18 protein-coding genes and 2 pseudogenes are annotated in these 18497 nt (G+C 74.2%); 5 read left to right on the top strand and 15 right to left on the bottom strand.

Annotation, left to right across the window (positions count from 1 at the left end; translation table 11 throughout):
- The first annotated feature begins 287 nt into the window (after window positions 1-287).
- Entirely contained in the window at window positions 288-476 is a 189-nt protein-coding gene (locus ABT238_RS37365; protein ID WP_350572187.1) for a hypothetical protein, read from the top strand.
- Here the strand turns inward: ABT238_RS37365 and ABT238_RS37360 are convergent.
- The 6 genes from ABT238_RS37360 to ABT238_RS37335 all read right to left on the bottom strand — a co-directional run bounded on the left by ABT238_RS37360 (window position 410) and on the right by ABT238_RS37335 (window position 5821).
- Window positions 410-1003, bottom strand: a complete 594-nt coding sequence (locus ABT238_RS37360; RefSeq protein WP_350572186.1) for a DUF6099 family protein — start codon at window positions 1001-1003, stop codon at window positions 410-412. The genes ABT238_RS37365 and ABT238_RS37360 overlap by 67 nt on opposite strands.
- Before the next feature lie 145 nt (window positions 1004-1148).
- On the bottom strand, window positions 1149-1529 hold the full coding sequence (locus tag ABT238_RS37355; RefSeq protein ID WP_350572185.1) for a nucleotide pyrophosphohydrolase: 381 nt from the start codon (window positions 1527-1529) through the stop codon (window positions 1149-1151).
- On the bottom strand, window positions 1526-2932 hold the full coding sequence (locus ABT238_RS37350; protein WP_350806450.1) for an AAA family ATPase: 1407 nt from the start codon (window positions 2930-2932) through the stop codon (window positions 1526-1528). Before ABT238_RS37350 ends, ABT238_RS37355 begins: the two co-directional genes overlap by 4 nt.
- Window positions 2933-3080: 148 nt before the next feature.
- Window positions 3081-3911 (bottom strand): putative RNA methyltransferase, encoded by an 831-nt coding sequence (locus ABT238_RS37345; RefSeq protein WP_350572183.1) that lies wholly within the window; start codon window positions 3909-3911, stop codon window positions 3081-3083.
- Between the two features lie 51 nt (window positions 3912-3962).
- Window positions 3963-4850, bottom strand: coding sequence for an ATP-grasp domain-containing protein (locus tag ABT238_RS37340; protein WP_350806444.1), 888 nt, complete (start codon window positions 4848-4850; stop codon window positions 3963-3965).
- The gene (locus tag ABT238_RS37335) at window positions 4847-5821 is read right to left on the bottom strand and encodes an ATP-grasp domain-containing protein (RefSeq protein WP_350572181.1); all 975 of its coding nucleotides are present in this window, start codon (window positions 5819-5821) and stop codon (window positions 4847-4849) included. The genes ABT238_RS37340 and ABT238_RS37335 overlap by 4 nt, the downstream gene beginning before the upstream one ends.
- A 247-nt stretch (window positions 5822-6068) precedes the next feature.
- Here ABT238_RS37335 and ABT238_RS37330 point away from each other — a divergent pair, with 247 nt between their 5' ends.
- On the top strand, window positions 6069-6929 hold the full coding sequence (locus tag ABT238_RS37330) for a GNAT family N-acetyltransferase (protein WP_502884419.1): 861 nt from the start codon (window positions 6069-6071) through the stop codon (window positions 6927-6929).
- Between the two features lie 23 nt (window positions 6930-6952).
- Here ABT238_RS37330 and ABT238_RS37325 read toward each other — a convergent pair whose 3' ends face one another.
- Both ABT238_RS37325 and ABT238_RS37320 read right to left on the bottom strand, forming a co-directional pair.
- On the bottom strand, window positions 6953-7375 hold the full coding sequence (locus ABT238_RS37325; RefSeq protein WP_350555545.1) for a fic family toxin-antitoxin system, toxin component: 423 nt from the start codon (window positions 7373-7375) through the stop codon (window positions 6953-6955).
- Window positions 7372-7617, bottom strand: coding sequence for a toxin-antitoxin system HicB family antitoxin (locus tag ABT238_RS37320; RefSeq protein ID WP_344332776.1), 246 nt, complete (start codon window positions 7615-7617; stop codon window positions 7372-7374). Before ABT238_RS37320 ends, ABT238_RS37325 begins: the two co-directional genes overlap by 4 nt.
- 178 nt (window positions 7618-7795) lie before the next feature.
- Here ABT238_RS37320 and ABT238_RS37315 point away from each other — a divergent pair, with 178 nt between their 5' ends.
- On the top strand, window positions 7796-7993 hold the full coding sequence (locus tag ABT238_RS37315; protein ID WP_350806436.1) for a hypothetical protein: 198 nt from the start codon (window positions 7796-7798) through the stop codon (window positions 7991-7993).
- A 73-nt stretch (window positions 7994-8066) separates the two neighbouring features.
- On the opposite strand, the pseudogene ABT238_RS38880 reads toward ABT238_RS37315, so the two are convergent.
- From ABT238_RS38880 to ABT238_RS37305, 3 genes and pseudogenes are all read right to left on the bottom strand, one after another.
- Window positions 8067-8504 (bottom strand): annotated as a pseudogene (locus ABT238_RS38880) (class I SAM-dependent RNA methyltransferase); the annotation flags it as partial.
- Window positions 8505-9200: 696 nt separating this feature from the next.
- Window positions 9201-9383, bottom strand: a pseudogene (locus ABT238_RS38875) (TRAM domain-containing protein); the annotation flags it as partial.
- 392 nt (window positions 9384-9775) lie between these two features.
- The gene (locus ABT238_RS37305; protein ID WP_502884418.1) at window positions 9776-11839 is read right to left on the bottom strand and encodes an APC family permease; all 2064 of its coding nucleotides are present in this window, start codon (window positions 11837-11839) and stop codon (window positions 9776-9778) included.
- A 248-nt stretch (window positions 11840-12087) separates the two neighbouring features.
- Between ABT238_RS37305 and ABT238_RS37300 the strand changes: the two genes are divergently transcribed.
- Together ABT238_RS37300 and ABT238_RS37295 are read left to right on the top strand one after the other, a co-directional pair.
- Complete coding sequence (locus ABT238_RS37300; protein ID WP_350572176.1) at window positions 12088-12756, top strand: potassium channel family protein; 669 nt, start codon at window positions 12088-12090, stop codon at window positions 12754-12756.
- Window positions 12756-13427 carry a potassium channel family protein gene (locus tag ABT238_RS37295; protein WP_350572175.1) on the top strand — a complete coding sequence of 224 codons (672 nt, stop codon included), beginning with the start codon at window positions 12756-12758 and terminating at the stop codon, window positions 13425-13427. The genes ABT238_RS37300 and ABT238_RS37295 overlap by 1 nt, the downstream gene beginning before the upstream one ends.
- Window positions 13428-13498: 71 nt before the next feature.
- Here ABT238_RS37295 and ABT238_RS37290 read toward each other — a convergent pair whose 3' ends face one another.
- The 4 genes from ABT238_RS37290 to ABT238_RS37275 all read right to left on the bottom strand — a co-directional run bounded on the left by ABT238_RS37290 (window position 13499) and on the right by ABT238_RS37275 (window position 18213).
- The gene (locus tag ABT238_RS37290; RefSeq protein ID WP_350572174.1) at window positions 13499-14257 is read right to left on the bottom strand and encodes a DUF3159 domain-containing protein; all 759 of its coding nucleotides are present in this window, start codon (window positions 14255-14257) and stop codon (window positions 13499-13501) included.
- Window positions 14254-14667, bottom strand: coding sequence for an OB-fold nucleic acid binding domain-containing protein (locus ABT238_RS37285; RefSeq protein WP_350572173.1), 414 nt, complete (start codon window positions 14665-14667; stop codon window positions 14254-14256). The genes ABT238_RS37290 and ABT238_RS37285 overlap by 4 nt, the downstream gene beginning before the upstream one ends.
- Before the next feature lie 110 nt (window positions 14668-14777).
- Window positions 14778-15458, bottom strand: a complete 681-nt coding sequence (locus ABT238_RS37280) for a response regulator (RefSeq protein ID WP_350572172.1) — start codon at window positions 15456-15458, stop codon at window positions 14778-14780.
- 73 nt (window positions 15459-15531) lie between these two features.
- A complete protein-coding gene (locus ABT238_RS37275; RefSeq protein ID WP_350806421.1) occupies window positions 15532-18213 on the bottom strand; it encodes an ATP-binding protein in 2682 nt (893 codons plus the stop codon).
- Between the last annotated feature and the right edge of the window lie 284 nt (window positions 18214-18497).

Below are 18497 nucleotides of genomic sequence, written 5' to 3'. Positions count from 1 at the left end.
CCTCCCCCTCCCTTCCCGCTCCCACCCACTCCCGCTATCCCGTTGTCCCACGGCCCCGTTCACCACGGCCCTTCCCCGGCGGCGGCCCGCCGGGTGGGCGGGCCGCCGCCGCCCAGGGGCCCAGGCGCTCCGCGCCCCCGGGCGGGGCGGAGCGGCGGCCATCCGAGGGGTACCCCGTTGCCGGATCGGGTGGTGAACGGTGACCACGCCGCGGGGTGTTCGTCGGGTGCAGCGGCGGGCCGCGTCCGGCCGACCGCACCGCACCACCGATCCGAAGAGGTGCCCTCATGCCCGAGCCCTGGTCCGAGGCCTCCGCCGTCGACGGGACGGCGGCGCCGGCCGCCCCGAAGACGCTGCTGGAGCAGATGCAGGACCTGCTCGCCTCACTCACCGCGGACCTCGCCGGCCTTCAGGCCACCGGTGCCGCCACCACCTCCTCCACCGACGAGGACGGCGGGCCCGCCGCCGCCCGCTGACCCGGCGGCTCGAGTTCGAGCACCAGTAAACGCTCGGCGCTCTCCGCCTCCCCGGGTCGCTCGCCCTCGATCCTCCGCACGGCGTCGCGCAGTTGGCCGACCAGCTGGGTGCACTCCGCCCCGGCGTCGACGCCGTCGATGCACGCCCAGTAGAGGCTCTCGGTGTCGGCCCCGCAGGCCAGCACGACCAGCGTCTCCCCGATGTCCCGCAGGAGCCCGGCGAGTTCGTCCAGCATCGGCCCGAGCTCGCCGAGGTCCCCGAGCCTTCGGGCCCGGCTGCCGGGCCCGAAGGCCGACACCGCCGCCACGTCCCCCGTCGCATGGTCCAGGCAGCACGCCGCGTGCATCGCCGCCTCGGCCAACAGACTCCCGAGGCCGACGAGTTCGCCGTCCTCCTCCCGCGCGAGCCGGGTGCCCACCGCCTCGGCGAGCAGCGCCGCCTGCCGGGCCTCGGCCAGCACGTCCGGGATGTTCCTGGTCTCCGCCAGGGCGTGCCGGGCGGTCTTGATCAGGCGCAGCGCCTCCATGCCGCACGCTCCTTCCGTCGCTCGCGCGGCGCCCTGCCGCGCGGTCACGGTGAGAGGGTGCGCCGGGACGGAAGGGGGTGCGGGCGAGCAGCGGAAAGCTGTGGAAAACCCGGGGGCTGTGGACAACTTCCGTCCCCCACGAGGATTAGGAGGCTCCCTCCGGGTTGACGTCACCGGGTGCCCCGGGGGCCGGGAAGCGCAGCTCGTTGCGCTCGATCTTGGCCTCCAGGGCGGTCAGCGGGTCGACCCCGACCGCCGTGCAGAACTGGAGCAGGTAGGCGAGCACGTCGGCCACCTCGTCCCGCACCCGGTGGGCGCGGTCCGGATCGGCCATCACCGCGGACGCCTGCTCGGGCGTGAGCCACTGGAAGATCTCCAGCAGCTCGCCGGCCTCCACCGTCAGCGCCGCGGCGAGGTTCTTGGGCGTGTGGAAGGGCTCCCAGCGGCGCGCCGCGGCGAACTCCGTCAGCCGCTGCCGCAGCCCTTCCAGCGTGGGCCCGGGGATGTCGGTCTCTCGTTCGTTCACCCGTCCAGGTTTACCGCATCGCCCGACACCGGACCGGACGCCGAACCGGCCGCCGGACGGGGCGCGGGCACGGGAGAGGCCGACGAGCCGTCCCGCGCCGCCTGGACCGGCACCCGCGCCGTCTCCGCCCGCAGCACTGTCAGCCCCGAGCCGGGGTCGCGCCGGCACTCCACCACCGCCACCCCCGGCGGCAGTTCGCCCGCCGCGCCCAGCGCGTCCCGCGCCGCGGCCGGCTCCTGCAGCGTGGCGCAGACCCGCAGCTGGTTGCGCCCGGCCATGTCCCGCGCGAGCCGCAGCAGCGAAGCGGTCTGGTCGGTGCCGAGCCCGGCCCCGAGGTCGTCGGCGAGCACGGTGAGCTGCCGCTGCGCCCACGGCACCTCGATGGCCACGTCGAGGTCCAGCACCCCGGCGCCGGTGAGCAGCACGGCGGCGAACGCGAGGTGGCGCAGCATGCCGTCGGAGGCCTGGTCGGCACCGGTGCGCCCGAGCAGCCCCTCGTCGAAGACGGCGAGCACCCGCCGGTCGTTGCCGCTGCCGCGGTGGGCGAGGTCGAGGCCGAGCAGCGGGTGCGGGGCGGCGGACTGGACGACGCGCAGCAGTTGCCCGTAGCGGCGGGGGCACTCGTTGCCGAGCCGGGCGACGACGGCGGAGATGTTGGCGGCGGTGCTGAGCAGCCGGGCCTGCGGGTCGGGGCGGGCCCAGCCGCGCATGAGGGCGGGCACGGGGTGGACGGGGAAGACCTCGCGCAGCGCGGTGAGCAGTTGTTCGGCGGCGGCGAGGACCTTGCGTTCGCCGGGCGAGGAGCCGGCGACCCGCAGGGGGATCTGGGCGGTGATCAGCGTGTCGCTGGGGAACGGGGCGCGGATGTCGCCCTGCCGGGTGTCGTTGTGCCAGCTGACGTTGACGCGGCCTTTGCGCAGGTCCTGTTCGCCGGTCTCGACGAGGGTCTGCCCGTCGAGGGTGAGCTGTTCCCGGGCGATGCGGACGGGGCCGTCGGTGCGGACGACGGCTTCGAGGCCGATCGTCCCGTCCGGGGAGCGGACGGTGCAGCCGAGGATGAGGGCGTTGCGGCCGTGCGGGACGCAGCCGTCGAGGCCGCCGCGGACGGGGGTGGCGAGCGGGCCGGTGGTGCCGGGCCGTCCGTCGAGGGAGGCGCCGATCTCCTCGCCGAGGGCGAGCCGGGAGAGGACGGCGAGGGCGTCGAGGGCGTTGGACTTGCCGACGCCGGCGGGGCCGTGCAGCACGGTGAGGGGCGCGAGCGGGAGGGTCGCGCGCCGGTAGGACTTGAAGGAGATGAGCCGGATCTCCTCGACGATCGGGCGTTGGACGGTCGGCACGCCGGGGTCCGGGCTGCGCTGCTGCGGGTGGGCCGGCACGGCGGGCCGGGTCGCGTCGCGGTTCACCCGTCGGACGTTAGCCGCCGGTCGGGAGGCAGAAACGTGCCTGCCCGGCAGATTCATCCCATCGGGGTGGCACCGGCGCGCGGTGGCCGGGCCCGCGCCCCTCCCGGCGCGGGGCCGGGCCCGGCGGCGGCCAGGGCGGCGGCGTGGTTCAGCGCCGGTAGGCGGCGACGGTGACGGAGGCCGTCACCTCGACCGGGTCCGGCAGGGCGGCGAGCCGCCGCGCCAGCCGGTCCGGGTCGGTGTGCCAGGCGCTCGGCCCCATGCCGACCACGGTCCGCACGTCCTCGGCGGACAGCCGCAGCGTGAACTCGACCTCGCGCTGCCCGGCCGGTGTCAGGTGCGGCCCGAGCTTCTCGTCGATGCGCCGCTGCTTCTCCTCGTCGACCGACAGCAGCCCGAGGGCGGTGACGAGTTCGCGCAGGTGGCGCGGGGTGGGTGCGACGAGCAGCAGGGTGGCGCCGGGCCGCAGCACGCGCCGCAGTTCGGGGCCGTTGCGCGGGGCGAACACGTTGAGGACGAGCCCGGCGGAGGCGTCCAGCAGCGGCAGCGGGCGCCACGCGTCGCAGACCACGGCGCCGATCCGGGGGTGGGCCCGGGCGGCGCGGCGCAGCGCGTACTTGGAGATGTCGAGGGCGGCGCCGGGCCGGCCGGGGAGGGCGTCGAGGACGTGGGCGAGGTAGTGGCCGGTGCCGGCGCCGAGGTCGGCGACGAGTCCTTCGGGGCCGGCGTCGGCGGCGGCCTCGGCGAGGGCGTCGGCGATGGGCCGGTAGTGGCCGGCGGCGAGGAAGTCGCTGCGGGCGGCGACCATGTCGGCGGTGTCGCCGGTGCCGGTGTGGGCGTCGCCGGCGAGCAGGCTGACGTAGCCCTGCTTGGCGACGTCGTGGCTGTGTCCGGCGGGGCAGCGCAGGGTGCGCCCGTCGAGGGTGAGCGGCTGCGCGCAGTGCGGGCAGGCCAGGTAGGGCTCGATGTCCTGCAGCAAGGGTCCGTCTTCTCTCGCGGCCCGGTCGGGTGCTCGGGCCGGGGTGCCAGCCTAACGAGCGGTGGCGCCGGGGCCCGCATCCGCCGGGGCGGCCGTGCGCGGGCCGGGCAGCGGCCGGCTCCCCCGGCTGCCCGCCGCGGCGGCGCGCAGGGCGAGCGCGGCCAGCGCCTCGGGTGCGCCGGCCTGCCCGCGGATGCCGGGGAAGGCGTTGACGTCGACGACGACCGCCTCGTCGGGCCCGTCCAGCAGGTCGACGCCGTAGACGTCGAGGCCGAACACCTCACCGACCCGCAGGGCGAGCCGGGCCCGTTCGGCGGGCAGGTCGCCGGGCCCGAAGCCGGCGGGGCCGTGCGGCTGCGCGGTGTGGCCGGGGTCGGCGAGTTCGGAGCGCCGGCGGGTGCAGAAGAGCTGTCCGGCGACGACCCAGAGCTTCAGGTCCCAGCCGGTGCTCGGCAGGTAGGGCTGGGCGACGACGGGTTCGCCGGGCCACTGTTCGGCGAGGGCGCGCAGCCGGGTGAGGTCGTCGACCCGGGCGACGAGGTCGTGGCGGCGGCTGTGCCGGCTCTTGACGACCAGCGGCAGCGCGAGTTCGCCCGCCTCGGCGAGGGCGAGCAGCGCGGCGGGGCCGTCGGCGGTGCGGGTGGGGGCGAAGGGCAGGCCGGCCCGCCGGGCGAGTTCGGCCATGGCGGTGCGGTCCTGGCAGAGTTCGGTGGCGGCGGCCGGGTTGACGACGGGGGCGCCGCGTTCCTCCAGTGACCGGGCGAGGGCGAGGGCGGCCGGGGTGCGGGCCTTGAGCAGGTAGACGTCGGCGAGCGGGCCGTCGCCCGCCGGTCCACAAGGGTCGAGCGCCTCGACGCGGTGGCCGCGCGCGGTCAGCAGGGCGCCGGCCGCGGCGAGCAGCGGGTGGTCGGGCGCGGCGGTGATCAGGCCGATCCTCACAGCGGGCCGCCGACGCCGACGCCGCCGAGGCCGGCCGCTCCGACCCCGCCGATCCCGAGGGCGGCGCCGCCCTGGGCGGGCATCCGGACCGCCCCGGTGCCGAGTGCGACGGCCTCCAGTCCGGAGGCGTCCAGCGCGACCGCGGGCGCCGTGACGGCCGTGCCGGTGCGGGCCAGCCGCAGGATCGCCCGCGCGACCCGGGCGACCGCGTCCGGTACCTGCCGGAAGCTCGGGAAGTCGTTGATGTCGACGACCACCGGCCCGTCCGGGCCGAGCAGCACGTCGACGCCGTAGAGGTCGAGTCCGAAGACCTCGCCGACCTGGGCGGCGATCCGCGCGACCTCGGCCGGCAGCGGCACCTGCCGCTCGCGCACGCCCTGGTCGGGGTTGAGCGGCGAGCAGCGCTCGGTGGCGTAGAGCTCGCCGTCGACGCAGTACACCTTGAGGTCGGTGCCGGAGTTGGGCACGTAGGGCTGGGCGATGAGCAGGCCCTCACCGGCCAGCAGCGGGCCGAGTTCGGCGAGGTGTCCGGGGTCGCGGACGAGCCGCACGGCCCGTCCCGAGCTGCCGTCGGCGGGCTTGACGACCAGTGGGTACTCGGCGGCGGGGATCTCGGCGAGCCGTTCCCAGCGGGCGGCCGCGTAGGTGACGGGGACGGGCAGTCCGCGGGTGCGGGCGATGACCGAGGCGAGTGCCTTGTCGCGGACGCCGCGGATCGAGCGGACGTCGTTGACGGTGGTGAGGCCGACGGCCGCGGCGGCCTCCAGCAGGGTCAGGCCGGGCCCGCCGGAGACGGTCTTGAGCACCCAGGCGTCGTGGCTCCCGGCGCGCACGGCCTCGGAGATCGCCATCAGCGAGTCGCCGGGGCGCAGCACGTCCACCCGGTGGCCCCACGCGGTGAGCCGGCGGACGACGTCGAGCGGCATGCCGTCGTGCCGGTAGTGCTCCTCCACCAGAAAGCAGAGCCTCATGACCCAGTCATCCCCCTCGCTTCGCCCAGCGCGGACGTCCGCCGTTCCCGTCCGGCAGAGCTGTAAAGGCCCCAGGATGTCATGGGGCCCGCACACAAGATCGTCCGGCCTGTAAGCGTTCGGCAACAATCGCGCGGAAATGCCCGAGCCGGGCGGCCCCGGCGGACGCCGGGTGGCCGGGGGCCCTTTGGGGCCGTTGCCCGCCGGGGCCGCAAATCCCTGGCAGGAACGCGTCGGTCCTGCTTGGATGCACGGCGTGACCTCTGACGATCTTGCAGCCGCCGCCCCCGACCCCGACCTCCTCGAGGAGATCGAGCGCTACTACGACGCGGTGCCGCGCGCGGCCGCGCGCGTCGAGGACTTCGGCCCGCTCAGTCTGTTCGTCCGCGAGGGCGCCGGCTGGCCGTACTACGCGCGGCCGGCGCTGGGCCACGAGGGGCCGGCGGCCACCGCCGAGGACGTCCGCCGGGTGCTGGACCGTCAGCGCGAGCTGGGTCTGCCGCAGGCCTTCGAGTGGGTGGCCGAGCACGATCCGCTGCTGCGCGCGGCGGTGGAGGAGGCGGGGCTGGCGGTGCACGAGCACCCGCTGCTGGTGCTGGGTCCGCGGCAGGACGTGCCGGACGCCCCGGACGGGGTGGCGGTGCGGGTGCTGGCCGCCGACGATCCGGCGCTCGCGCAGGCGGTGGCCGTGCCGCACCTGGCGTTCGGCGAGCCGGGCACCGGGGTGGGCGGTGCCGGAGCGGTGGAGCTCGCCGCGGGGGCCGAGGCGGTGGCGGCCGACGGCACGGCGGCGCGGGTCGCCGAGCGGATCGGGTCCGGGCACACGGTGCTCGCCGCGGCGTTCGAGGGCGGCACGCCGCTGTGCGCGGGCCAGCACAACCCGGTCGGCGCGGTCACCGAGGTGGCGGGCGTGGGCACGCTGCCCTCGGCGCGCCGGCGCGGGCTGGGGCAGGCGGTCACCGCGGCGCTGGTCGCGCACGCCCGGGCGAACGGGGTGCGCACGGTGTTCCTGTCCGCGGCCGACGAGGACGTGGCCCGGATCTACCGCCGGGCGGGTTTCCGTCCGTTCGCGACGGCGCTGATCGCCGAACCGGCCGGGAGCGCCTGAGCGGGCCCGGGCCGGCCCCGCGCTCACTCCGAGTCGTCGTCGTCCTCGCCGCTGACCTCCTCGTCCTCGGCCTCGTCGACCACCCAGGCGGCCAGCCGGTCGGCCACCCCGGAGACGGTCAGCCGCCCCTCGCGGATGGCGCGGGCGAGGCTGCGGACCTCGCGGGCCGTGGTCGCCACCGTGCAGCCGCTGGCCACCAGGTAGGCGTAGGCGGCGGCGGTGGCGAACAGTTCGTTGGTCTTCTCCAGCGCCGGCACCCGGATCAGCTGGTGCATGAGGGCGGCGGCGCGGTCCTGCGGTTCGGGGTAGACGGCGATGTCGAAGATCTCGGCCTGGTGCCGGGCGACGGCGGCGAGCAGCGATCCGTAGTCGGTGACCTGCGGGTCACCGGGTGTGTACTGCTCGGCGGTCATGAGCAGCCACGAGAGGTCGACCTCCAGTTTCAACGGCGCACGTCCTGGAGGTCGGCCCCGCCGCGCTGCTCGCCGAACTCGGCGAGGAACGCCGTCTCGTACTCCTTCATGAACTGCGCGGCCGCGTCGACGAAGACCCGCCCGGCCTCGCCCATGTCCTGCTGGACCAGGCGCTCGATGTACTGGTTCATGCTGATCCCCTGCTGCTCCGCCCGTTCCCGGGCCATCTCCGCGGTGGTGGCGTCCACCCGGACGTTCAGCTGCTTCTTACCCATGAACCTCAAGCTAGCGCTGATGTGCTAGCACAACAAGGGCGCGCGCGGCCCCCGCGCACGCCCGCCCGACGCGCCCGGCACCCGCCGGGAGCGAGACTTGAAGAGTTCTTCACCTTCAGAGACTCTGAAGTGCCCTGAGCATTCCGTGGAGCGGCACCGACCGGTGTGGAGGCCGGCAATGACAGCCATGTTCGACCAGGAGCTGCGCGAGCAGCTCGCCCAGGCCCGCAAGGAACTCGCGGCCGCCCGGGCCGAAGGGGACGCCGACGGCGTCCAGGCGTACGAGGGCCGGATCACCGCGCTGATCCGGCTCGCCGCCCAGCACGGCATCGACCTGCCGCACGACGACCGGGAAGAGGAACACCCCCTGCCCTGACCCGCCCGCGGCGACACGACGGAGGCGGCACCCGGAAACCCCGGGTGCCGCCTCCGTCGTCGTCCGCGCGGGCTCACTCGCCCCCGACGGGCTCCAGGATCGCCACGCACTCGAAGTGGTGCGTCATCGGGAACAGGTCGAAGGCCCGCAGCGAGACCGGCCGGTAGCCGCCCTCGCGGAAGAACCCGAGGTCCCGGGCGAGGGCCGCGGGGTCGCAGGCCACGTACGCGATCCGGCGGGCGCCGAGCCCGGACAGGTGGGCGACGGTCTCCCGCCCGGCGCCCGCGCGCGGCGGGTCGAGCACGATGAGGTCGGTCGCCGTGATCCCGGTGCGCGGCAGCAGCGCCTCGACCCGGTCGCACTCGATCCGGACGTTCTCCAGCGCGGCCAGGTTGTGCCGGGCGTCGGCCACCGCCTGCTTGCCGGACTCGATGCCGAGCACCGCCCCGTCCTCGCCGACCCGGTCGGCCAGCGCGCCCGCGAACAGGCCCACCCCGCAGTAGAGGTCGAGCGCGTTCTCGCCCCACTGCGGGTCCAGGCCGTCGAGCACGGCGTCGACCAGGGTGTCCGGCGCCTCCGGGTGGATCTGCCAGAAGCCGCCGTTGCTGACCCGCCAGGTGCGCCCGGCGGCGCGCTCGCGCACGAAGCCGCGGCCGTGCACCCGGTGGGTGTTGCCCTGGTCGTCGATCCGGGCGATGGAGACCGGACGGTCCAGCTCGACCAGCGGCAGCTGGGCGCCCGGCGCCGGGGTGAGGACCACCTGGCGGTCCATCGAGCCGGAGGCGGCGATCGCCTCGACCGAGGCGACGCCCGGCCAGTCGCGGGACTCCACACCGAGCTCGGTGACACCCTCGGCGGCGATCAGGCAGCGGTCGACCGGCTGGATCCCGTGCGAGCGGTGCTTGCGCAGCCCGACCCTGCCGCTCGCCGGGTCGACGGCGTACTGGACGCGGGTGCGCCAGGCCGGCACCTGGCCAGCCGGCAGCTTGCCGCCGACCGGCTCGACGCTGCCGTCCCAGCCGGCCTCGGCCGGGGTCAGTCCGGCCAGCTTCGCCAGCTGCTCGGTCAGCACCTGCACCTTGAGCTTGCGCTGGCCGCCCGGGGTGACGTGCTGCCAATCGCAGCCGCCGCACTTGCCGGGCCCGGCGAACGGGCACGGCGGCGCGATCCGGTCCTTGGCGGGCTCCAGGACCTCCACCGCGTCGGCCCGCAGGAAGCGCGAGGTGGTGGTGCCCTCGGTGACCTGCGCGATCACCCGCTCGCCCGGCAGCGTGTGCCGGACGAACAGCACCCGGCCCTCGTGCCGGGCCACGCAGTGCCCGCCGCCGTGCGCGACGGGGCCGACCTCGACCTCGTAGCGCTCGCCGACCAGCGGGTCGCCGGTGGGCACCCTCGGGGCCTGGGGCGCCTTGGGCGTCTTCGGGCCCTTGGCCGGCCCGGTCGCCTTGGACGCCCTGGGCGCCTTGGACGCGGCCTCGGCCCGCGGCGCGCGGGCGGCGTCGCGCAGCGCCCGCGGCGGGCGCACGGTCTGCTTGCGCGGGCGCTCGGCGCGCTCGCCGCGCTCCGGGCGCGCGGGCTCGTCCACGCGCTCCGGGGCGCGCTCCTCCGGAGCCAGCGGCGCCGTCCGCGCGGTGAAGCCGTCGCGGTCGGTCGCCTCCGGGCGCGACGGCTTGCCCCAGCGCGGCCGGGCGACCTGCCCGGGTCGGCCGGCGGCACCGCCCTTGCGGGCGCCCTTGCCCGAGGAGCCGGAGGAGCCATGGGAACGAGACGGGGTGTTGCGGGTCACTGGGAGGAGTCCTTCGTGCTGCGGTCGGCCGGGCCGGCGGGCTTCGCCGAGACTTCCGACTTTACGGCCTTGGGCGCCCGGGGCTCACCACGCCGGACGGAACCCGGCGCCGACCAGGCCTTCTGCGGCTTGCGACGCTCCGAGGACTCCAGCTGCCACGGCACCGAGGTCACCATCACGCCCGGCTTGAACAGCAGCCGGCCCTTGAGCCGCAGCGCGCTCTGGTTGTGCAGCAGGTGCTCGTACCAGTGGCCGACCACGTACTCCGGGATGTACACCGACACCACGTCGCGCGGACTGCTGCGGCGCAGGTTCTTCACGTAGTCCAGCACCGGCCCGGTGATCTCCCGGTACGGGGAGTCCAGCACCTTCAGCGGCACCTCGATCCCCCGCTCGTCCCACTCCTCGCGCAGCGCCGCGGTGTCCGCCGGATCGACGTTCACGGTCACCGCCTCCAGGGTGTGGGCCCGGGCGAGCCGCGCGTACGCCAGCGCCCGCAGCGCCGGCTTGTGCAGCTTGGAGACCAGCACGATCGCGTGCACCCGGGTGGGCAGCACCACGTCGTCCGGCTCCTCGGCGGCGACCAGCTCCGCCGAGACCCGGTCGTAGTGCCGGCGGATCGCCTTCATCATCACGAACAGCACGACCATCGCCGCGATGGCGATCCAGGCGTGGCTGATCTTGGTGGCGAGCACGACGATCAGCACCGCCATGGTCATCACCAGACCGAAGGTGTTGATCGCCCGGCTGCGCTGCATGTGGCGGCGCTTGGCCGGGTCGCTCTCGGTGCGCAGGTTCCTGGTCCAGTGCCGGATCATGCCGGACTGGCTCATGTTGAACGACACGAAGACGCCGACGATGTACAGCTGGATCAGCCGCGTCGGGTCCGCGTCGAAGGCGATGATGAACAGGATCGCGGCCAGCGCCAGCAGGATGATGCCGTTGGAGAAGGCCAGCCGGTCGCCGCGGGTGTGCAGCTGCCGCGGCAGGTAGCGGTCCTGCGCCAGGATCGAGCCCAGCACCGGGAAGCCGTTGAACGCGGTGTTGGCGGCCAGCACCAGGATCAGCCCGGTGACGGCGGCGACGAAGTAGAAGCCCGGCGTGAAGTTCGAGAACACCGCCTCGCTGATCTGGGCCAGCGCGGTCTTCTGGTGGTAGTCGCCGGGCGCGCCGACCAGCTGATGCGGCTCCTCGGCCATCTGGACGCCGGTCAGCCGGGCCAGCCAGATGATGCCCATGAACATCACGACGGCGATGCTCGCCATCATCAGCAGGGTGGTCGCCGCGTTCTTGCTCTTCGGCTTGCGGAACGCCGGCACGCCGTTGGAGATCGCCTCCACGCCGGTCAGCGCCGCACAGCCCGAGGAGAACGCCTTGAGCAGCAGGAACACCATCGCGAAGCCGGCCAGCGACTCGTTGCCGGGGGTCGGCTCCAGGTGGAAACCGGAGCTCTCGGACGGCATGTCCTGCCCCAGCCCGAAGTGCCGGACCACGCCGTACACCACCATGCCGAGCACGCCGATCATGAAGGCGTAGGTCGGGACGGCGAAGGCCGTGCCGGACTCCCGCACGCCGCGCAGGTTCATCCCCATCAACAGGATGACCACGACGACCGACAGGGTCAGCTCGTGGCCGCGCAGCGCCGGCACCGCCGACACCACGTTGGCCACGCCCGAGGTGGTGGAGACCGCCACGGTGAGGATGTAGTCGACCATCAGCGCGCTCGCGACCACCAGGCCGGAGTTCGGGCCGTGGTTCACGGTGGCGACCTCGTAGTCACCGCCGCCGCTCGGGTAGGCGTGCACGTTCTGCCGGTACGAGGCCACCACCGCGAGCATCACGATGGCGACCACGACGCCGATCTGCCACGAGAAGTGGATGGCAGAGGCACCCGCCAGGGAGAGGGTCAGCAGGATCTCCTCGGGCGCGTACGCGACCGAGGAGAGCGCGTCCGAGGCGAAGACGGGCAGCGCGATGCGCTTGGGGAGCAGCGTCTCCCCCAGCTTGTCGCTGCGCAACGCACGCCCGATGAGGATGCGTTTCGGTAGGTCAGTCGGCATAGGCACGTTAAGGAATCGTAGGGGCAGGACGGCGCCCGGTCCGACGCACGCCCCCGGTTCGTGCCCCCCTTCGTCGCGACTGTGTTCGGTGGACCGGCTAGCGTGTCGGATACGAGCAGGCGGGCAACACTCAGGTTGTCGTACCGAGCCCCACGAAGAAGCCCGCCTCGGACGACGGGGCGGGGAAACGGAGATCGAACGGTGTTTGCGCAGGTCATGGCCCCAATAGGACGGGTGAGGTAGCGCCGGTGCACATCGTCATCATGGGCTGCGGCCGGGTGGGCTCCGCGCTCGCCCGCGCACTGGAGAAACAGGGCCACTCGGTGGCCGTGGTCGACCAGGACCCGACGGCCTTCCGCCGCCTGGGCGCCGGGTTCAACGGGCGCCGGGTGACCGGCGTCGGCTTCGACCAGGACACCCTGCGGGAGGCCGGCATCGAGGAGGCGGGCGCCTTCGCCGCCGTCTCCAGCGGTGACAACTCCAACATCATCGCCGCCCGGGTGGCCCGGGAGAACTTCGGCGTGGAGAACGTCGCGGCCCGGATCTACGACCCCCGCCGCGCCGAGGTCTACCAGCGCCTGGGCATCCCCACCGTCGCCACCGTCCGCTGGACGGCCGACCAGATGCTGCGCCGCCTGCTGCCGAGCGGCGCCGAGCCGCTCTGGCAGGACCCGAGCGGCGCCGTCCAGCTCGCCGAGGTCGCCTACGCCCCGGAGTGGGTCGGCCACCGGCTGAGCGAGCTGGAGGCCGTCTCCGGCACCCGGGTGGCGTTCGTCACCCGGCTCGGCGAGGGCCTGCTGCCCTCGTCCCAGATGGTGGTGCAGGAGGGCGACCTGGTGCACGTGATGCTGCGCCGGGCCGACCTGACGGCGGTCGAGGCCGCGTTCGCGCAGGGCCCGCAGAAGGAAGGTCACTGATGCGAGTCGCCATCGCCGGAGCCGGCGCCGTCGGCCGCTCGATCGCGGGCGAGCTGCTGGAGAACGGCCACGAGGTCCTGCTGATCGACAAGAACCCGAACTCCATCTCGGTGGAGCGGGTACCCATGGCCGAGTGGCTGCTGGCCGACGCCTGCGAGATCACCTCGCTCGACGAGGCGGCGCTGCAGCGCTGCCACGTGGTGATCGCCGCCACCGGTGACGACAAGGTCAACCTGGTCGTCTCGCTGCTCGCCAAGACCGAGTACGGCGTGCCGCGGGTGGTCGCCCGGGTGAACAACCCGAAGAACGAGTGGCTCTTCAACGAGTCCTGGGGCGTGGACGTGGCCGTCTCCACCCCGCGCCTGATGTCCGCCCTGGTCGAGGAGGCGGTCAGCGTCGGCGACCTGGTCCGGCTGATGCGCTTCAGCCAGGGCAACGCCAACCTCGTCGAGCTGACCCTCGCCGAGGACACCGAACTGGTCGGCACCCGGGTCGGCGACGTCCCGTGGCCGCCGGACACCGCGCTGGTGACGATCCTGCGCGAGGGCCGGGTCCTGGTGCCCGGCAAGGACGACACCCTGGAGGGCGGCGACGAGCTGCTCTTCGTGGCCGCCCAGGAGCGCGAGGAGGAGCTGGAGGACCTGCTCTCCGGCTCCGCCGGCGCCCAGTAGCCCGCGCGGAACGACGCCGAGGGCCCGCACTCGCTGGGAGTGCGGGCCCTCGGCGGTGGACCGGCCGCCTGCTACCGGCCGGCGGACGACTCGTCGGCGGGGTGCTCGCCCACCGCCGGCTCCTCGTCCAGCTGCGCCTTGATCGGCGGCGGCGCCTTCAGCAGGATCTGCCAGGTCACGTACATCGCCAGCAGCAGCGGCGGGATGCCCAGGGCGACCTTGAGCCAGCCCAGCAGGTTGACGTTGTGGGTGAAGTAGAGCGGGAAGAGGATCACCGGCTTGATGCCCATGATCGCCACCCACGCCCAGGTGGCCTTGGTGTAGGCGGCCAGCCGGCCCGGGTTCTGCTTGCGCCAGGTGAACATCTCGCCGGTCACCGGGCCGAGCATGATGCCGATCAGCGGCCAGCGGACCAGCGCGGAGACCGCCAGGCCCACGCAGTAGCCGACGTTCCACAGCAGGCCCGGCAGGTAGAAGTTCTCCGCCTTGCCGGTCTTCATCGAGATCCAGGCACCGATGGCCACGCCGAACACGCCGCTGAAGGCGTGCTGGACGGTCTCCCGCTTGAGCAGCCGCGCCACCACGAACAGCGCGCTCAGGCCCAGCGCCGCCCAGGCAGCCGCCGGCACCTTGTGGGTGATGTTGTAGGTGATGATGAAGACCAGGCCGGGCAGGGTCATGTCGATCATGCCCCGGACCCCGCCGAACGCCTTCATCACGGTGTCGGCGGCCTCCCGCGAGGCCTGCGCCTGCCGGGCCGCCTCCTCGTCGCGGGCGACATCGACCAGGCCGAGCTGGGCGGCGGGCTCGCCGCCGGGCTGGTTGCTCACGCTCGCTCGCTCCCGTGTCCGACCGGCCGCAGCTCGTAGCGCGGGTTGAACAGCACCCGACGGCCGCGGGCGTGACTGATCCGGCCGCTGGCGACCAGACGGCGCCCCGGCTCGATGCCCGCGATGGAGCGGCGCCCGAGCCAGACCACGTCCAGCGCCTCGGTGCCGTCGAACAGTTCCGCCTCCAGGGCAGGCACACCGGCCCGCGGGCGGAGCGTCACGGTGCGCAGGGTGCCCGCGACGGTGACCAGCTGCCGGTCCCCGCAGCTGGCGATCGGCGTGCAGCCCGACTCCGCGGCGCTCTCCTGCCGCAGCTCCTCGGCCTCCAACTCCTCCGTGGAGGAGGTCAGCCGGCTGAGCATGCGGCGGAAGCGCCCCTGCGGCGGCCCGCTGCTGTTGTCACCACTCATGCCGGAAGGGTACCGGTTCCGGGGGCCCCGGCGGCAGGCCGCGAGGGCCCCGCCGGCTCCCCGGGAACGTCCCGGGACGGCCGCCGGGGCGCCGGGAGCGGCCCGTCCGCTCAGCCCTCGAAGCGGTAGCCCATGCCCGGCTCGGTGATGAAGTGCCGCGGGTGCGAGGGGTCCTGTTCGAGCTTGCGCCGCAGCTGGGCGAGGTAGACCCGCAGGTAGTTCGTCTCCGTCCGGTAGGCCGGCCCCCAGACCTCCTGGAGCAGCTGGGTCTGGCTGACCAGGCGGCCCGCGTTGCGGACCAGGACCTCCAGCAGATGCCACTCGGTCGGGGTAAGGCGGACGTCGGTGCCGTCCCGGTTCACCTTCTTCGCCGCCAGGTCGACGGTGAAGCTGTCGGTGACCACCACCGAGCCGTCCTCCCCGGTGACCGGCTCGGCCCGGCGGACGGCGGCGCGCATCCGGGCCAGCAGCTCGTCCATGCCGAAGGGCTTGGTGACGTAGTCGTCGGCGCCGGCGTCCAGCGCCTCGACCTTCTCGTCGGAGGCGTGCCGGGCGGAGAGCACGATGATCGGCACCCGGGTCCAGCCGCGCAGGCCCTTGATCACCTCGACCCCGTCCATGTCGGGCAGGCCGAGGTCGAGGACGACGACGTCGGGGTGGCGCGCGGCGGCGAGCTCCAGGGCGCTCGTGCCGTCGTGCGCCGCGTCGACCTCGTACTTGCGGGCCTTGAGGTTGATCACCAGCGCGCGGACGATCTGCGGTTCGTCGTCCACGACGAGGACCCGGGTCATACGGGCTCCGCCTTTCGGGGCTGTCGGTCTGATCGGAAGTGGTCGTTCAGCGGTCGTCGGGGGACGGGGGTGATCATGCCGGAGGCGGGGCCGGCTGCGGGACGCCGGGATCGGGGACACCCGGCGCTGGGGCGCCGGGCTCAGCGAAGCCGGGCTCAGCGAAGCCGGGACCGGGGACGCCGTCGGCCGGTCCGCCGGGGACGGGTCCCTCGCGGTCCGGGGCGCGTTCGACGGCGGGCAGGGTGACGACCATCGTCAGCCCGCCGCCCGGCGTGTCCTCGGCGGACACCGTGCCGTCCATCGCCTCCACGAAGCCGCGCGCCACCGCGAGCCCGAGCCCCACCCCGGCGCCGCGCGGTGCGTCCCCGTACCGCTGGAACGGCGCGAAGATCCGCTCCTTGGCCTCCTCCGGCACCCCCGGCCCGCGGTCCACGATCCGCAGCTCCACCCGGCCCGGCCCGTCCGCCGGCTCCAGCGCGTCGGCCTTGACCAGCACCTTCACCCCGTGCGGGCTGTACTTGACGGCGTTCTCGATCAGATTGGCCAGCGACCGCTCCAGCAGCCCGCCGTCGGCCCGGATCATCGGCAGCGTCTCCGGCACGTCCAGCCGGACCGCCCCCGGCGGCACCCCGCCGAGCGCGAACGGCACCACCTCGTCCAGGTCGGTCTCCTGGATCAGCGGCGTGACCGTCCCGGTCTGCAGCCGGCTCATGTCGAGCAGGTTGTTGATCAGATGGTCGAGCCGGTCGGCGCCGGCCTCGATCCCCGCCAGCAGCTCCGCCTCGTCCTCCTCGTCCCACTCCACGTCCGCCGAGCGGAGCGAGCTCACCGAGGCCTTGATCCCCGCGAGCGGCGTGCGCAGATCGTGCGAGACGGCCGCCAGCAGCGCGGTCCGGATCCGGTTCCCCTCGGCCTCCCGCCGGGCGGCCGCCGCCTCCCCCGCCAGCCGCCGGCGCTCCAGCACCACGGCGGCCTGCGCGGCGAACGCCCCGAGCAGCCGGCGGTCCTCGCCCGGCAGCACCCGGCCGCGCAGCACCAGCGCCAGCGTCTCCCCGATCGGCACGTCCACGTCGGCCGTCTCCGGCCGCTCCGGGGGACGCGGGCCCGCCGTCGCCGCGGCCTGCCACTCCCCGCCCCGGTCGGGCCGCTCCAGCAGGGCCACCGATTCCTGCTGGAAGGTCTCCCGGACCTGCTCCAGCAACGCGGCCAGCACCCCGTCCCCGTTCGGCTCCCCGCGCAGCACCGTGCCGGCCAGCGCGCTCAGCGTCTGCGCCTCGGTCTGGCTGCGGGCCGCCTGGTGGGTGCGCCGGGCCGCCAGGTCGACGACCGAGGCCACGGCCATGCCGACCGCGGTGAATATCGCCACCGCCATGATGTTCTGCGGCTCGGAGATCGTGAACGTGTGGATCGGCGGCGCGAAGTAGTAGTTCAGCGCCGAGGACCCGACCAGCGCCGAGGCGATCGCCGGGAACAGTCCGCCCACCAGCGCCGCGCACACCGTCAGCGACAGGAACAGCAGCATGTCCGTGGTCAGGCCCAGGCCGTGGACGTTGGTGAGCACCAGCGCCAGCAGCGGCGGCCCCGCCAGCCCGATCAGCCAGCCCACGATCGTCCGCGTCCGGCCCAGATCGGTCACCTTGCGGATCGGGATCCGCCCGCGCCCCTTCGCGGCGTGCTCGTGGGTGACGATGTGCACGTCGATGTCGCCCGACTCCCGGGTCACCGTGCCGCTCACGCCCGGGCCGTAGACGTACTGCCAGGCCGGCCGCCGGCTGGTGCCGAGCACGATCTGCGTCGCGTTCACCCCCCGCGCGAAGTCCAGCAGCCCCGCCGCCGGGTCGTCGCCCAGCACCGCGTGGTACGAACCGCCCAGGCTCTCCACCAGCGCCCGCTGCTCGATCAGCGTCTGCGAGGAACCGGAGCCCGAGCCGGCCAGCCCGTCCGACCGGGAGATGTGCACGGCCAGCAGTTCACCGCCCGAGCCGCGGGCCGCGATCCGGGCCGCCCGCCGGATCAGGGTCGCCCCCTCCGGACCGCCCGTCAGACCGACCACGATCCGCTCGCGGGCCTGCCAGGTCCCCTTGATGCCCTGCTCCGCCCGGTACTTCTGCAGGTACTCGTCGACCCGGTCCGCCGTCCACAGCAGCGCCAGCTCGCGCAGCGCCGTCAGGTTCCCCGGCCGGAAGTAGTGGGCGAGCGCCGCGTCGATCTTCTCCGGCGCGTACACGTTGCCGTGCGCCAGCCGGCGCCGCAGCGCCTGCGGCGACATGTCGACGAGCTCGATCTGGTCGGCCCGGCGGACCACCTCGTCCGGCACGGTCTCCCGCTGCCGCACCCCCGTGATGCCCTCGACGACGTCACCCAGCGACTCCAGATGCTGGATGTTCACCGTCGAGATGACGTCGATCCCGGCCGCGAGCAGCTCCTGGACGTCCTGCCAGCGCTTGTCGTTGCGGCACCCCGGCACATTGGTGTGCGCCAGCTCGTCCACCAGCGCCACCTGCGGCCGGCGCGCCAGCACCGCGTCCAGGTCCATCTCCGTGAACACGGCCCCGCGGTGCGTCAGCACCTGTCGCGGCACCAGCTCAAGCCCCGTGACCTGCTCGGCCGTGTGCCGGCGCCCGTGGTCCTCGACGAACGCCACCACGACGTCCGTCCCCCGCTCCGACCGCCGGTGCGCCTCCGCGAGCATGGCGTACGTCTTACCGACCCCGGGCGCCGCCCCGAGGTAGATCCGCAGCCTGCCGCGTCCCATGTGCACCATTCTTGATCCGGCCGAGCCTGGCGGCCATCCCGGACACCAGTTCCCTTCGCCTTCGAGACTACGGCGCAGGCGCCGGTTTGCCAGCGATACGGGCCCTGAGCTGGGAGTTTTAGCGCCATTTTGATGGGCTCTCGGCGCGGCCACGGCCAGCGGCCGGCAGCGCGACCTGCGCGCCCCGGAAACGCAAAAAGACCCCCTCCTGAACCGGAGGGGGTCTTTTTGGAATGATTGTTCGGCGGCGTCCTACTCTCCCACAGGGTCCCCCCTGCAGTACC

This window comes from Kitasatospora sp. NPDC001527, assembly GCF_040298605.1.
Taxonomy (GTDB): domain Bacteria; phylum Actinomycetota; class Actinomycetes; order Streptomycetales; family Streptomycetaceae; genus Kitasatospora.
The sequence above is the reverse complement of the archived record's forward strand: the minus strand, read 5'-3'. Positions and strand labels throughout refer to the sequence as shown.

Excerpts from the sequence above, each read along its gene's own strand:
- ABT238_RS37280 (WP_350572172.1), bottom strand. The coding sequence starts at position 15,458 with ATGACCCGGGTCCTCGTCGTGGACGACGAACCGCAGATCGTCCGCGCG.
- ABT238_RS37275 (WP_350806421.1), bottom strand. The coding sequence starts at position 18,213 with ATGGGACGCGGCAGGCTGCGGATCTACCTCGGGGCGGCGCCCGGGGTC.
- ABT238_RS37335 (WP_350572181.1), bottom strand. The coding sequence starts at position 5,821 with ATGAGGCTCTGCTTTCTGGTGGAGGAGCACTACCGGCACGACGGCATG.
- ABT238_RS37320 (WP_344332776.1), bottom strand. The coding sequence starts at position 7,617 with ATGGGTAAGAAGCAGCTGAACGTCCGGGTGGACGCCACCACCGCGGAG.
- ABT238_RS37365 (WP_350572187.1), top strand. The coding sequence starts at position 288 with ATGCCCGAGCCCTGGTCCGAGGCCTCCGCCGTCGACGGGACGGCGGCG.
- ABT238_RS37295 (WP_350572175.1), top strand. The coding sequence starts at position 12,756 with ATGCGAGTCGCCATCGCCGGAGCCGGCGCCGTCGGCCGCTCGATCGCG.
- ABT238_RS37360 (WP_350572186.1), bottom strand. The coding sequence starts at position 1,003 with ATGGAGGCGCTGCGCCTGATCAAGACCGCCCGGCACGCCCTGGCGGAG.
- ABT238_RS37315 (WP_350806436.1), top strand. The coding sequence starts at position 7,796 with ATGACAGCCATGTTCGACCAGGAGCTGCGCGAGCAGCTCGCCCAGGCC.
- ABT238_RS37285 (WP_350572173.1), bottom strand. The coding sequence starts at position 14,667 with ATGAGTGGTGACAACAGCAGCGGGCCGCCGCAGGGGCGCTTCCGCCGC.
- ABT238_RS37330 (WP_502884419.1), top strand. The coding sequence starts at position 6,069 with ATGCACGGCGTGACCTCTGACGATCTTGCAGCCGCCGCCCCCGACCCC.
- ABT238_RS37305 (WP_502884418.1), bottom strand. The coding sequence starts at position 11,839 with ATGCCGACTGACCTACCGAAACGCATCCTCATCGGGCGTGCGTTGCGC.